Source organism: Streptomyces sp. NPDC001787 (assembly GCF_040297465.1).
Lineage (GTDB): Bacteria > Actinomycetota > Actinomycetes > Streptomycetales > Streptomycetaceae > Streptomyces.
Window position 1 is genome coordinate 72,408 of the sequence record NZ_JBEOZE010000029.1, and the last position, 13,557, is coordinate 85,964.

The 13,557-nt window shown below is 65.6% G+C and carries 13 protein-coding genes; 9 read left to right on the plus strand and 4 right to left on the minus strand.

Annotated elements, in window-relative coordinates; all coding sequences use genetic code 11:
* Positions 1-57 precede the first annotated feature (57 nt).
* Both vanY-N and ABT170_RS31260 read left to right on the plus strand, forming a co-directional pair.
* Positions 58-609, plus strand: coding sequence for a D,D-peptidase/D,D-carboxypeptidase VanY-N (gene vanY-N / locus ABT170_RS31255; protein ID WP_351872939.1), 552 nt, complete (start codon positions 58-60; stop codon positions 607-609).
* A 62-nt stretch (positions 610-671) separates the two neighbouring features.
* Complete coding sequence (locus tag ABT170_RS31260) at positions 672-893, plus strand: hypothetical protein (RefSeq protein WP_351872942.1); 222 nt, start codon at positions 672-674, stop codon at positions 891-893.
* A 39-nt stretch (positions 894-932) separates the two neighbouring features.
* Here ABT170_RS31260 and ABT170_RS31265 read toward each other — a convergent pair whose 3' ends face one another.
* From ABT170_RS31265 to ABT170_RS31275, 3 genes are all read right to left on the minus strand, one after another.
* Positions 933-1,961 carry a ParB/RepB/Spo0J family partition protein gene (locus tag ABT170_RS31265; protein ID WP_329944538.1) on the minus strand — a complete coding sequence of 343 codons (1,029 nt, stop codon included), beginning with the start codon at positions 1,959-1,961 and terminating at the stop codon, positions 933-935.
* 1,603 nt (positions 1,962-3,564) lie between these two features.
* A complete protein-coding gene (locus ABT170_RS31270; RefSeq protein WP_329944540.1) occupies positions 3,565-4,095 on the minus strand; it encodes a helix-turn-helix domain-containing protein in 531 nt (176 codons plus the stop codon).
* A 615-nt stretch (positions 4,096-4,710) separates the two neighbouring features.
* A complete protein-coding gene (locus ABT170_RS31275) occupies positions 4,711-6,054 on the minus strand; it encodes a UDP-N-acetylmuramoyl-tripeptide--D-alanyl-D-alanine ligase (protein ID WP_351872990.1) in 1,344 nt (447 codons plus the stop codon).
* A gap of 223 nt (positions 6,055-6,277) precedes the next feature.
* Between ABT170_RS31275 and vanH the strand changes: the two genes are divergently transcribed.
* The 7 genes from vanH to ABT170_RS31310 all read left to right on the plus strand — a co-directional run bounded on the left by vanH (position 6,278) and on the right by ABT170_RS31310 (position 12,251).
* Positions 6,278-7,318, plus strand: a complete 1,041-nt coding sequence (vanH, locus tag ABT170_RS31280; RefSeq protein WP_351872945.1) for a D-lactate dehydrogenase VanH — start codon at positions 6,278-6,280, stop codon at positions 7,316-7,318.
* Positions 7,311-8,351, plus strand: coding sequence for a D-alanine--(R)-lactate ligase (vanA, locus tag ABT170_RS31285; protein ID WP_329944542.1), 1,041 nt, complete (start codon positions 7,311-7,313; stop codon positions 8,349-8,351). Before vanH ends, vanA begins: the two co-directional genes overlap by 8 nt.
* Complete coding sequence (gene vanX, locus ABT170_RS31290) at positions 8,348-8,956, plus strand: D-Ala-D-Ala dipeptidase VanX (RefSeq protein ID WP_329944543.1); 609 nt, start codon at positions 8,348-8,350, stop codon at positions 8,954-8,956. Before vanA ends, vanX begins: the two co-directional genes overlap by 4 nt.
* Before the next feature lie 87 nt (positions 8,957-9,043).
* Positions 9,044-9,889 carry a tetratricopeptide repeat protein gene (locus ABT170_RS31295; RefSeq protein WP_351872949.1) on the plus strand — a complete coding sequence of 282 codons (846 nt, stop codon included), beginning with the start codon at positions 9,044-9,046 and terminating at the stop codon, positions 9,887-9,889.
* A 446-nt stretch (positions 9,890-10,335) separates the two neighbouring features.
* Positions 10,336-10,551, plus strand: coding sequence for a hypothetical protein (locus tag ABT170_RS31300; protein ID WP_351872952.1), 216 nt, complete (start codon positions 10,336-10,338; stop codon positions 10,549-10,551).
* Positions 10,552-10,639: 88 nt separating this feature from the next.
* Positions 10,640-11,236: a PadR family transcriptional regulator gene (locus tag ABT170_RS31305; RefSeq protein ID WP_329940390.1), complete on the plus strand. Its 597-nt coding sequence runs from the start codon at positions 10,640-10,642 to the stop codon at positions 11,234-11,236.
* A gap of 49 nt (positions 11,237-11,285) precedes the next feature.
* The gene (locus tag ABT170_RS31310) at positions 11,286-12,251 is read left to right on the plus strand and encodes a hypothetical protein (RefSeq protein WP_329940393.1); all 966 of its coding nucleotides are present in this window, start codon (positions 11,286-11,288) and stop codon (positions 12,249-12,251) included.
* Between the two features lie 284 nt (positions 12,252-12,535).
* Here the strand turns inward: ABT170_RS31310 and ABT170_RS31315 are convergent, their stop codons facing one another.
* Positions 12,536-13,330: a class I SAM-dependent methyltransferase gene (locus ABT170_RS31315; RefSeq protein ID WP_351872955.1), complete on the minus strand. Its 795-nt coding sequence runs from the start codon at positions 13,328-13,330 to the stop codon at positions 12,536-12,538.
* Between the last annotated feature and the right edge of the window lie 227 nt (positions 13,331-13,557).

Here is a 13,557-nt window from a genome sequence, read left to right on the forward strand (position 1 = left end):
TCGGCATATCGAAAACTGGATACGGGCTGACAACGTCATGCCCCCTCGAATGGAGGTATGAACGAACCACACATTATCCCGCCTCGGCCCCGTGACCGGCTGTTCGCCGTACTTGCGGTGGTGCTCGCCGTGCTCCTGCTCCCGGTTGCGTTCGTCCGCAATCCCGGCCGCGCCCGTGAACTGGCCTGCGACTGGGCGTTGGGGATCCGCTTTCCCGCCGAGGATCTCACCGGGCTCACCGACGGTGCCAGGGCGGCGTTCACCGCCGCACGCGCCGGCGCTCTCTGGCGCCACGGGCAACTCATCGGCCTCACCTCGGGATACCGCGATCCCCTCGTCCAGCAGCAGTTGTTCGACCAGGAGGTGCGCCGCGTCGGCTCACTGGCCGCGGCCCGGATGCTCGTGCTGCCACCGGCGGAATCCAAGCACGTCAAGGGCACCGCGCTCGATGTGCGCCCGTACGAAGGCGCGCGCTGGCTCGAGGAACACGGTGCCCGCTACGACCTCTACCGCATCTACGACAACGAGTGGTGGCATTTCGAGTACCACCCGGACGCCGACCTGCCTCCAACGCCCCAGGAGATCCGCAATGCTCCGCAAGCTCGTTGACAGGGGCGGGGGCGGGGGCAGGCCGACGCCTCGCGGCCCCGGCACGAGCAAGTGGGCCGACTGTGGCCGAACTCGGGAGCAACCTGCTGATCGCAGCCGGCGAAGGCGATCCACAAACCAGGGCACAGGAGGCGTCCGACGCGGAGGCCGCGGTGCACACGGTCGAGGACGCGGCCGGGACAGTCAGGGTGACCACCGAGCTGATCGCGCCGGGGGACGTGGTGCTCGTCAAGGCTTCCAGCGAATACGGGCTGGGTGCCTGCGCGCGTGAACCGGCCGCATAGCGAGAGGCGCCGCCTGCGGCGAAACGCTGCCGAGCGCGATCATTCTGCGGCCAGACTGGCCACCCTGTTCTCCAGGCGATCCGCGAACCCGGTCCAGACCCGGGCGTGCTCTCTGGCAAACTCGGCGATCACGCTGTACAGATGCGGCGGGACACGATGCAAGATCCTTTCCCACTCCTGCCCGTCGATGGAGTGCATGGTGAGCATGCGCAACAGAATTCGGCCAGTCTCATTCAGCCGCAACGACGGATCGGCCTTGAGGCGCTCCAGCATCGCGAGACGATCTCGATCCACGGCGCGGCCGAAGCCCGGCTCCGTGGGATGCAGTGGATGCGACTCGGCCCGTAACCTCACGCTCCCGTCCGGGACCGGGCTCTCACCGCGCTCCAGCCGACCCCGCACATCCCGGACCGTCTCCGGTGAGATGCCGACCTGCTTGGCGACCTGCCGGAGCGAAAGGTCTGGATCACTGCGGATGAGCTCGGCAGCGAGTGTCCTCCGCCCCGAACCGTCGGCCGGACGGACGCGCCCATCCCGCCCGATCCTTGCCTCGGCTCCACTGTCTCCGCCGCGCCTACGCAGGTCGGCCACCGTGCAGGCCGAGATGCCGGTCGCCGAGGCCACCCGCCGATCGGACCACTGCGGGTGCGTCCCGATGATGTGGACAGCCGCACGCTTGCGATCAGCGAGCGAGAGAGGCAAACCATGCCGTATGTTCGCCTCGACGGCCAGGACGAAGGCGTCCGATTCGGTGCCATCGACAAATCTTGCCGCGATTTTCGTATCGCCTCTGAGTCGTGCCACCTTCAACCGGTGCAGGCCATCAACCACCCGCATCGTCGGCCGGTGAACGAGAATGGGCGGGAGCCCTCCCTCAATCGACAACAGTGTCTCGACGTGCTCCGTATCCTCACCTGAGGTTCGAGGCGAGGATACGGAAGTCAGGCGGGACACCTCGATTTCGACGACAGGGAGAGAAACTATGTCAAGGCTCGTCGTTTCTGTGTGAACCCTCCCCCTCTTTATCTCTTCCTTTTCGAAACCGTTGCGGTGCGGTACAGAACTCATCGTTGCCACTACTCATCCGATCGGTGTCGACGGTGCAGACTCAGAATTTTCTCCGTGAAGGCAAACCGCACACACACCTTCACAGACTCCGCCCAGGAGCCACAGGAAGGTGCTTTAACCTCAAGAGTTTCCGTTGAATACCGATGTTGTGGGATTTTCACAGGCAGGCGCAGAGGGAGCGACATGCGCGAATGTCCCTGCCCGGATGTTCACGTCTACTCCTCGGCTGCCGCCGGTCACAGCGATACGTAATCAGGCGACTTTGCAATCACCCTGGGCGACCTACTCGACGGTGGCCTTCGCAGCCCTCGGGCAGTGGGCGAAGGAGGCCTCCATGCCGATCTACTGGCTGACCGACATCGCCGAATTGGTCAGCGGAAACCATGATGGTCCGTCAGTAACCGGCGCGGCAGTACGCCACCGAAGAGGCAGGAGGCGAGCAACGGAACCACTGGCGCGGCTGTGGAGCCGGCCAGCACATTCGGCGAATCGCTCTTGCCGATGATGTACGCAGCGAAGGCGACACGGAACGTGCGGTCCCCCACATGGGAGATGGTCCCGGGCTGCCCGCAGGCAGCCGAAGTCCCGCTCGGCCACCATCACGTTTCTGCAGTACCATCATCGGTCGCTGTACCCGTCCTCTCTGCCTCAAAGCCCGGGCCAGAGCGCCAGGGCGCGGCCGGACGAGCTGCTGTGCTGGAGCGGAGCGGTGAACCGCCCCAGGCCCCGGGGCCACACGAGAGGGGCCCACTGGTGTGGGTGCCAACTCCCCGTCGTGGCTCACCAGTTGAACGATCGCGACGCTAACAGCCCCCAAAGCACGCGTCAACAGAGGTGGATCCGTACACACCCCCGGCCTTCACGTGAGTTGATGGACGTCGACTCTTGTCTCCAGTCCGGACTCGGAACCTGCAGCACTCTGACTGTTCGTCAGGCAGGCTGCTCGGGCTGCCCCATCCTCCGTACTTTCGCGGCTCCGGTGACCAAGCTGATCGCGCAGACGCCCTGGGGGCGGCGGTGGACGACACGCTGTTCAGACAGCCGGAAGGTGACGTCCGGAGCGGCCTGGCAGCGCGACGGCGCCACTTCGCCTCCGCCACCGTTCACCGCTACGGACGCGTTGACCGCGCGTTCCAGATCGAGCGCACCTGCCCGCGATCCGCTCAGGGCCGGCCGGGCCCGCAGCCGCACCCAGGCAGCGGCCGAGCACCGAGCGCGCACTCCGCGGTACGTCACCAAGACTCACCCGGCGTTCCGCGACATGGCGCCAAGCTCCGCCCGTCGTGATCGCAGCCCGGACGTCGAGCGGAGTGTTCGGATCCCGCAGGGGATTGCCGGGCACTGCGATGAGATCGGCATCGTGCCCGACGGCGATCCTTCCCTTGCGGTCAGCCGGCCCACAGGCCGGCGCAGGGAGGCAGGTGGTCGAATCCAGGGCTGCCTGTCGGCATCGCGATAGCCAGTGAGTGGCTAAGGGCTGGTCCCGTAAACCCTGGCGGGCGCGCGACGACAGCTACGGCACCTCGCCGCGTTGTCGGAACGCCCCCATACATTCAGCATGGGGCGTCCCTCCGCCTTGCGATGCAGCGCCGGTGCAAGCCGCTCAGGTTGACGCACCCTCTCCGTGCCTCTCGTCGGGCGCTGCGCCGCCAGGCGACGATGGCAACTCTCCGTCCTGGTGGCCGCGTTCTGCTGAGCGGTGATCCGGCGCGTCCTTCAGCAGACCCTCCAGTTCACGGACCCGCTCGATCACCTCGCTGATCGAGTGCAGACTCTTGGACGACAAGCCGGCCGCTCGTAGCGCCACGTTCTGCACGCCCGCATCCCTGAGCGCGACGAGCAGCCCCAAGTCCGCGTCGACGTCCGCCGCCACCTGTTCATCGAAGAAATACGCCGCAGGCACTCCGAAAAAATCCGCGATCCCCTGCAGATGCCGCATTGTGGGGTTGTCCCGCTGGCCTTTACGCAGCAGCCAGACATAGCTGCCGGAGATCGACGCCCCGCTTGCCGTGATGGCCTGGGCTACTTCCTCCGTGCCGTACGGCCCACGTCCGGGTGGAATGACAGTCTCGAACAAGTGCTCCAGCTTGCTGGCCAGCGTGCGCCCCCCTTTCGGGCCGCGCTCGCTGTCCATAGCCATCTCCGTTCTGGCGTTTGTGCTGCACTCCGGTACAACGGACAACCGTGGAAGCTCTTCCATCAGTTGACTGCACGCATATGCCAACAGTGGCATCTCACACCGCCGGTCCTCACCTAAGGGCTGTCCCGTAAACCCTGGTGGGCGCACGACGACAGCTACGGCACCTCGCCGCGTTGCCGGAACGCCCCCATACATCCAGTATGCGAACGTCCCTCCGCCTTGCGATGCACCGCTTCTGACGCCGTGCGCTGATCCGCCAGGGTTTACGGGACAGCCCTTAGGTTAGGGGAAACCGCCTTTGAGGTCCATCGTGAGCCGAACGAGTCCGGGCGGCCCCAAAGAGCAGGCGTCGAGGGCGGGTTGTTCATCGGCGGTGCGGGCGTCGCCGATGACCATGTCGCGGCCGCGGAGTCCGTTGCCCCACGCACGGATGCCTCCGTATGAAGGTCACCAGCAGTGATCGTCGGCATGGTGCGCACAAGTTCAGCCGGCGCCGCGGGTACGTCGACGAAGCGGGGATGTCGTCCCGGTTCCTGCGGCCTCCAAGGTCCCGGACCACGTCGTCGACCGTCCACTCCGCGACGCGGATGCCCGGCTCGCCCCGGCAGGCTACGTGAGCGCGGCGGCGACCTCGTCGAGACACGCACCGCGGGAAGCCTTGACGAGGACCACGTCGCCTGCGGCAATGTGGCCGCGCAGCCAGTCGATGGCCGCGTCGTTGTCGGCCAGCGCCACCGCCGCCTCTCCCGCGCCGGCGGCGATCCAACGGCCGCCCGCGCCGACGGTCGCCACCACGTCGGCCCGGTCGGCGGCGTACGCGCCGATTGCACGGTGCTCGGCCTCGCTCTCCTGCCCCAGCTCAAGCATTTCGCCGAGGACGGCGATGCGACGCCCGCCCTCGATTGCTGCCAGCGCGTCCAGGGCGGCGCGGGTCGAGTCGGGGTTGGCGTTGTAGGTGTCGTTGAGCAGCATCGCGCCGCCGGCGAGGTCGCGCAGCTCCATGCGCCACTTCGACAGCGAGACCGTGCCCAACGCCGCCGCGGCCACCTCCAGAGGTATGCCGGCCGATAGCCCCGCCGCCACGGCAGCCGCCGCGTTGAGTGCCTGGTGCGCACCCACGAGCGGCAGCGCGACGCGAGCCGAGGCGTCGGCGGTCCGCAGCGTGAAGGACGGCCGGCCGAGCCGGTCCAGCGCCAGGTCGAGCACACGTACGTCGGCATGCTCGGCCAGCCCGAAGGTCAGCACCGGACCGTCGGTGAGCGCGCGCATCGCGACCACCCGGGGATCGTCGGCGTTGAGGACGGCGGTGCCGCCGGGCGCCAGCCCCTCCACCAGCTCCCCCTTGGCCTTGGCGATGGCTCCGCGCGACCCGAACTCGCCGAGGTGTGCCTTGCCGACGTTGAGGACGACGGCGATGTCAGGCGCGACCAGGCCCGCCAGCGCGGCGATGTCGCCGATGCGGCGAGCTCCCATCTCAAGGACGAGGTACTGGGTGCCCATGCCGGCGCGCAGCATGGTGAGCGGTACACCGAGCTCGTTGTTGAGCGAGCCGATGGTGGCGACCGTCGGCCCGGCATTCGAAAGCACGGCAGCCAACAGGTCCTTGGTGCTGGTCTTACCCTGGGAGCCGGTCAGCCCCGCAACGGTCAGCCCTTTGCGCAGCTGGACCACGACATGGGTGGCGAGCTTCTGCAGCGCCGCCTGGACATCGTCGACGACGATGGTGGGCAGCGGAGTGGGCTGGGAGCCGAGCACAGCCACCGCCCCTGCCTCGCCGGCCTGGCCGGCGAAATCGTGGCCGTCGGCACGCTCCCCGGCTATGGCGACGAAGAGGCCGCCCGGCTCGGCCAATCGACCGTCGAGCACGGCCGGCGCGGTCACCATCACTGTGTCGTCGCCCGCGACCGTCCCGCCGACGACCGCAGCAATCTCGCCGAGGCTGAGCGGAACGATGCTCACGCGGCGCGGGAGCCCGCGAGCGGGAGCGAGGCCGGCGGAGTGGAGGCACGAGGAGGCTGGTTCGCTATAGGTCACCCCTCAAGTCAAGCCGGTGCGGTGTTGCCGGCGTGTATGCGGTTTTCAATACACCGACGATATGCTACCCACCGGTAACATATTGTCGGCATATCGAAAACCTCATACGTTCCGGCAACGCCACGCCGCCTTGACTGTAGGCATGACCTACAGCGAACCAGCACACGCGGCGGTCGGCCGCACCCAATCGCTGACGTCCCCGCATCCCACAGCCGCCGCACCCACGGGAATCACGGTTTATGGGTGTGGGAAGGACGAGGCCGCCCTGTTCCGAGAGATGGCGCCTCGCGTCGGCGCAATTCCCACCATCACCGAGGCAGCGGTATCCGAAGCCAACGTTGAATTGACAAACGGAAACCGATGCATCAGCGTCAGCCATAAAACTGGCATCGAAAATTCCACTCTTCTTGCACTCAGCCGGGCAGGCGTGGCTTACATCTCCACAAGAAGCGTGGGATACAACCACATCGATGTGGGGTACGCAGCGAGCGTCGGCATCTCCGTGGAAAACGTCGCCTATTCACCGGACAGCGTGGCCGACTACACGTTGATGCTGATGCTGATGACGGCGCGAAACGCAAAGTCCATCATCCGTCACGCAGATGTGCACGATTACCGGTTGAACGAAGTCCGCGGAAAAGAGCTTCGCGATCTGACCGTCGGAGTCGTGGGAACGGGGCGCATCGGCGTAGCAGTCATGGACAGGCTGCGGGGTTTCGGATGCCGGACATTGGCCCATGACAGTCACCCCACGAACGAGGCCGATTACGTCCCTCTCGATGAATTGCTGCAGTTGAGCGACATCGTAACGCTCCACACACCGCTCACCGCGGATACACACCACCTCCTGAATCGCCACCGCATCGAGCAGATGAAGCACGGCTCATGCATTATCAATACTGGACGCGGTTCACTTATCGACACCGAGGCCCTTGTTTCCGCATTGGAAAGCGGCCGTTTGGGCGGTGCCGCGCTGGACGTCCTCGAAGGAGAGGAAGGAATCTTCTACACCGATTGCCGAAACAAACCCATTGACAGCAAGGCGCTGTTGCGGCTGCAAGAGATGCCGAACGTGATCATCAGTCCGCACACCGCCTACTACACAGACCACGCCCTGAGCGACACGGTCGAAAACTCCATCACCAATTGCCTGAAGTTCGAAAGCAGGAACCAGCATGGATAAGCTCAACGTCGGAATCGTATTCGGGGGCTGCTCCGAAGAACACCCCATCTCCATCAAGTCCGCGCAAGAGGTCGCAAAAAGTATCGATCTCGAAAAGTACGAACCCTTCTACATCGGGATCACGAAGGGCGGCGCCTGGAAACTCTGCGACAGCCCTGGCCCAGACTGGGAGAGTGGCAACTGTCGTCCGGCGCTGTTGTCACCGGACAGAAGCGTACGCGGATTGCTCGTCCTGGAGCAGGGGCGCTACAGCACGATCAATCTGGACGTCGTGCTGCCCATCCTGCACGGAAAACTTGGCGAAGACGGCGCGATGCAAGGCCTGTTGGAGCTCACCGGCATCCCCTACGCGGGCTGCGACGTGCAGAGTTCCGCTCTGTGCATGGACAAGTCCCTCGCTTACCAGATGACCAGGAGCGCGGGAATCGCCACACCGAACTTCTGGACCGTTGCGGCGAACGAGAGTATTGATCCCGAGCAGCTGACGTATCCCGTCTTTGCGAAGCCGGCCCGTTCGGGGTCTTCCTTCGGCGTCAGCAAGGTATCACAAAAAGAAGAACTGCTGCCGGCGGTGGAAATCGCGCGACAGTACGACTCAAAGGTGCTCATCGAAGAGGCTGTCGTCGGCAGCGAAGTCGGATGCGCCATCCTGGGGAACGAACTGGATTTGATCGCAGGCGAGGTGGATCGAGTCGCGCTGTCGCACGGGTTCTTCAAAATCCATCAGGAGAAGGACCCGGAGAGCGGATCCGAGAACTCAACGTTCATCGTTCCCGCCGACATTTCAGAAGAGTCGCGCTCGCTCGTTCAGGAGACGGCAATGACCATCTACCGCGCCCTGGGGTGCAGCGGCCTGGCACGAGTGGACATGTTCCTCAAGGAGGATGGAAGTGTAGTCCTCAACGAGGTCAACACATTGCCTGGCCTGACCTCCTACAGCCGTTATCCGAGGATGATGGCGGCTGCGGGGATCACGCTGACCGAAGTGATCGACCGGATGGTGACGTTGGCAATGACGGGAAAGATCCGATGAATGACAACTTTGCCTTCCTGGACGAATGTGTACCCGGAGTACGCTGGGATTCCAAGTACGCCACCTGGGACAACTTCACCGGCAAACCCGTGGACGGCTACCTGGCCAATCGAATCGTCGGCACCAGGCCTTTGTTCGCGGCCCTGGAAAGGGCGCGAGAAGAGGCCCAGTCCTATGGCTTTGGCCTGCTCCTCTGGGATGGATACCGCCCTCAACGCGCCGTGGATTGCTTTGTGCGCTGGTCGAGGCAGCCGGAGGATGGCCGCACGAAGCAGCGACACCATCCGCATATCGACAGAGCCGATATGTTCGAGATGGGATATGTCGCCACAAAATCCGGCCACAGTCGGGGCAGCACCGTCGACCTGACTCTCTACCACATGGCCACCGGAGAACTTGCCGCCATGGGCGGTGACCACGACCTGATGGATCCGATCTCGCATCACGGAGCACAAGGGGTCACACAATCCGAGGCGCGAAATCGAGAACACCTCCGCTCCATCATGGAGGCCTCCGGCTTCAGCCCATACGAGTGTGAATGGTGGCATTACACCCTGAAAGACGAACCCTACCCGGACACCTATTTTGACTTTCCCATAACGTGACTGAACCGGACCGATAAGTCGAAGTCGTCGAAGCACTACGAGCGACTGCGGTTCCAGTTGCGCGACTCGCGCAAGAAAGGGAATGTCATGTCAGAGCACCATTCCGACTGGTGCCTCCGGTGTGGACACAACCATCGCCACGGGCCGACGGGGGATCTGAGCGGGGCGATCCCGCTGTTCGAGCGGACCCTCTCCGACACCGTACGGGTGATGGGCGAGGACCACCCTGACACGCTGACCGCCCGCAACAACCTCGCCTGCGCCTACGAGTCGGCCGGGGACCTGGACCGGGCGATCCCGCTGTTCGAACAGACCCTCATCGACACCGTACGGGTGATGGGCGAGGACCACCCCGACACGCTGACCGCCCGCAACAACCTCGCCTATGCCTACGAGTCGGCCGGCGACCTGGACCGGGCGATCCCGCTGTTCGAACAGACCCTCTCCGACACCGTGCAGGTGCTCAGTGAGGACCACCCCGACACACTGACCGCCCACAACAACCTCGCCTGCGCCTACGAGTCGGCCGGCGACCTGAACCGGGCGATCCCGCTGTTCGAACAGACCCTCTCCGACACCGTACGGGTGATGGGCGAGGACCACCCCGACACACTGACCGCCCGCAACAACCTCGCCTATGCCTACCACTCGGCCGGCGACCTGGACCGGGCGATCCCGCTGTTCGAACAGACTGTGGACGCCCGGGTCCTGGTGCTGGGTGAGACTCATCCCTCCACCCTGACCGCCCGCAACAACTTGGCCTACGCCTACCATTTGGCCGGCGACCTGGACCGGGCGATCCCGCTGTTCGAACAGACCCTCTCCGACACCGTACAGGTGCTCGGCAAGGCCCACCCGCTGGCGAAAGCGCTCCGCTGCGCCCACGTTGCAGCTTGCGCCCAGAGGGCTGTCGACGGCCCCAAGATGATGTAGGCGCCTACCTCGGCCCGCAGAGGTTGTCCCGTCAGTCGCAGTTCGAGCAGCTCGTCGTGCTGGTTGCTGGTGGCGCCGCTGTTCGGGATCACCTCTGCGTCGAGCGCGAACTATCGCTGCACGATGGGTGCGGTACCTCCCGTTTCGTTCTCCTCGGAACTGGTCCTGGTTGCCGATGGCCGAGGTCTCCCGCGTTGAAGGCGAACTCTTCGTGGGCTGACAGGAAGTCAGCCGGTCGACAGTGACGGCGGTGAAGGGCTACGTGCGCGTCGCGGATCCGGTCGTTGGACGTTCTTGAGTTCGCTCAGGCTGGCTTCCCGAGATCCCGTCCGATCGTGTCGATCGGGCGGGATCTTGCAGCTTTCGGGGGCGTTCTGCGGTCCGGCCGGGGCTGAGCGGCAGCTTCCGGGGCTCTCGGGGCGCCATCCGGGGGTGCCTCGGGCGGGGTGGCGATCGTCAAGAAGCACGGCGAGCCGTGGATCAGGGTCTCCCCGCGCGGCAAGCAGGAGGAGTCCGAGAGCCTGGTGGCGATCAAGGGCGAGACCGAGCGGCGCTGGGGCACCATCGACCTGAACAGCCGCCTGGACCTGGACCTGGTCGCCGTGTCGGCCGTGCCCGGCCCGCGCAGTCCGCAAGAGGCGGCTGCCCCGGCCCCCGCGTGACACCGACCGGCAGACCGCCGAGCCGTCCGACGCGACTCCAGTTCCCACAGGCCGCCCAATAGTTTATTTAGACTGATAGAGTTCGACTATGCCACGTCGCGCTCTCGACAACCCGATCGTTCTGGCAGTGCTGGGTCTCCTGCTCGAACAGCCCTCGCACCCGCACCAGATGCTTGCCGAACTGCGAAAACGCAGCGACAACCACGCGGCCGCGATCACGCGAGGCACGCTCTACAACACCGTTGCCGCCCTGACCGAAGCGGGATGGCTTGCCTCACAAGGCCGGCAGCGCTTGGGAAACCGTCCGGAGAGGACCGTCTACGCCCTCACGGAAGAGGGCCACCACGAACTCGTACGACGCCTGGACTCCCAGATCCGCAACCCAGAGCGCGAGTTCTCGCAGTTCCTGGGCGCGGTCACCTATCTCGGCGCCCTAGGGGTGAGCGGTGCGGTGGAGGCCCTGGCCGAGCGTGCTCAACGCCTTCGGCAACGCACGGCCGCCGATGAAGAACGCCTCGCGGACGCCCTGGCGGCCGGCGTACTCCGCATGCACGTCATCGAAGCTGAATACGCGTTGTGCCTCGCTCGCGCCGAAATGGCATGGATCGACTCGGTCATCGACGACCTGCGCACCGGCTCACTGACGTGGCCGACCGATGCGGCGACAACCTCCGCACCCCTGTAACGCCGAACCGAAAGGAATCGAACGCGTGACACCGACGGCGCATGACGGCATGCTCTTCGGGATCTATCCGGGCGGAGTCGCCGGCGATGACACCGGGGGCCTGGCCAGCGGCCTCCCCGATGACCCGGCCCTCGTGTCGAATGCACTCGACCGCCTCCAGGGCCGACCAGGCCGCCCGTTCCTGGTGCGCGCCTATATAGGCTTCGACGACGCCACCCGCCTCGGCGAGCCACACGCGACCGCGGCGCCGGCCGTCGCAGCCCAATACGCCATCCGGGGGCGCCGCTTGGACCTGGTGGCGCAGTACCAGTCCACAGCCGGAGACGTCGACGGCTACTGCGACTTCCTGCGCGAGCTGGTCGAGCAGTACGGCGCGGTCACGAGCACGTTTCAAGTGACGGAAGAGCCCAACGTCACGTCGAACCCGACGCTGGACGGCTACTACCCGGCGGTGCGCGAGGCGATCGTCCGTGGGGTTTCCGTCGTCAAAGCGCGAGCACGTGAACTCGGTTACACAGACCTACGGGTCGGATTCAACACCACTCCTCTCTTCGGGCCAGCAACATCCTTCGTCACTGATCTGACCAACCTCGGTGGAGGAGACTTCATCACCGATCTGGACTACGTGGGCCTGGACTTCTTTCCCGACGTCTTCCAACCCGTTGACGCATCCGACCTCACGCTCGCTGTCGAGGGACTGCTGCGTCATCACCGTGACTCGGTGCTGGCACCCTCCGGCTTGGGACACCTGCCGCTGCACATCACCGAGCACGGTTGGCCTACCGGACCCGAACGCCACCCGCACCGGCAGGCTGACGTCGTCGAGACCGTGGTAAATGTGATCGCCGCCCAAACGAAGCGACTCCAACTGAGCGGTTACACGCATTTTGCGCTGCGAGATGCAGACAGCGCCCGAACGGGACTGTTCCATCAGTTCGGGCTCACCACCGATGACTACTCTCCCAAGCCCGCCTTCGACACCATGAAGATGCTCGTCGAACGCTTCAGTGTCTGAAGGGAACGACCGGCCGCCGCACGGGACAGAGCCCCAGCCTCTCCGGCATCCACCGCGCGCCGGCCGAGCACGAGAAGACCCGGGCGTACCCGGAGGCCGTCGAGACAGCGCACGCCGGCTTCGCCGCCTCCAGCAGCGCGACCGCAGCCCCGAGTGATTACTCAGTGCTGCACGCCACCTGGCGGTAGCTGTACGAGAACAGGGCCGGAGCAGGCGTGGACGAGCACGTACGGCGTGTCACATCGCCGGCTCGGGCGGCTCTGTGGAAGGGAACGCGGGGCTCGTCACGTGGCGCGTTCCATGTGCAGGTAGTCCTGGGGACAGGTGAGGCGGTATCCGCCGTCGGGGGTCCGGTGGTGGTCTTGGAGATAGCCGGCCAGGTCGTCGAGGCGGGGCGGCGGTGTGGGCATGGGCGCGTCGTTCAGGAGGAACTGGGCGATGGTGAGCGCGGTGTCCAGGTCGGGGGTCTCGACGGTCCCGGCGACCGTGGTGAGGGTGAGGCGCCACTCATGGTGGATATCGGTGGCCATGAACGGTGTGATGAGGCTGCGCAAGTCGTAGCGGTGTCCGGTGAAGTGCCGGAGCATACGCATGCAGTCGCCGTCGGGATTCTGCAGCACGACGACGGTCCGGCCGCCCGGCGCGGTCCAGGAAGCCAGGCGCTCCAGGGTGGGGAGCCACTGGTCGGTGTCGACGTGGTAGAGGACGTGCTCGCACAGCACCAGGTCGGCCGTCTCCTCCGGAACCGCGGTCGCGATGGAATCGGCCAGGATGCGTGCTTGCGGGCAGGCGCGGGCCAGCCGGGGCCTGAGGTGGGGGCTCGGTTCGATGGCGGTGATGCGCTCGAAGGAGCCCGCCAGCGCGGCGGTGGCGCGGCCGGTCCCGGCGCCTGCGTCGATGAGCACGCCACGGCGTGTCAGAGCGGCCACCGTGGACGCCAGATGGGCGCTGCCGGAGTTCTTGCCTTCGGTATGGGCGAGGAACGTCCTGAACGCCTCTTCGTACTCCGAACTCAGTGAGTCGAACGCACTGACCGTCTGCCTGCGATCACCCTGTGGAGCAGGAACCGTGTTGCTCACGTAACCTCCTTGACAGCGAGCGGAGTTACTCCCACTCAGCGCAACCGAACTCTATGCCGCGTTCGGCTCCATCGGCCTTGGCCGCCCTGATTTCTGTAGAGTCCGCCGTCGGGCGCAGCGGCGGCCTTCCGGGTGCCGGCACGGATGGTCGAGACGCCGGAGACGCCGGAGACGCAACGGGACCTCGTGATGCAGGCAGCGGGACCTCGCGAGGGCGAGGGAGCAGC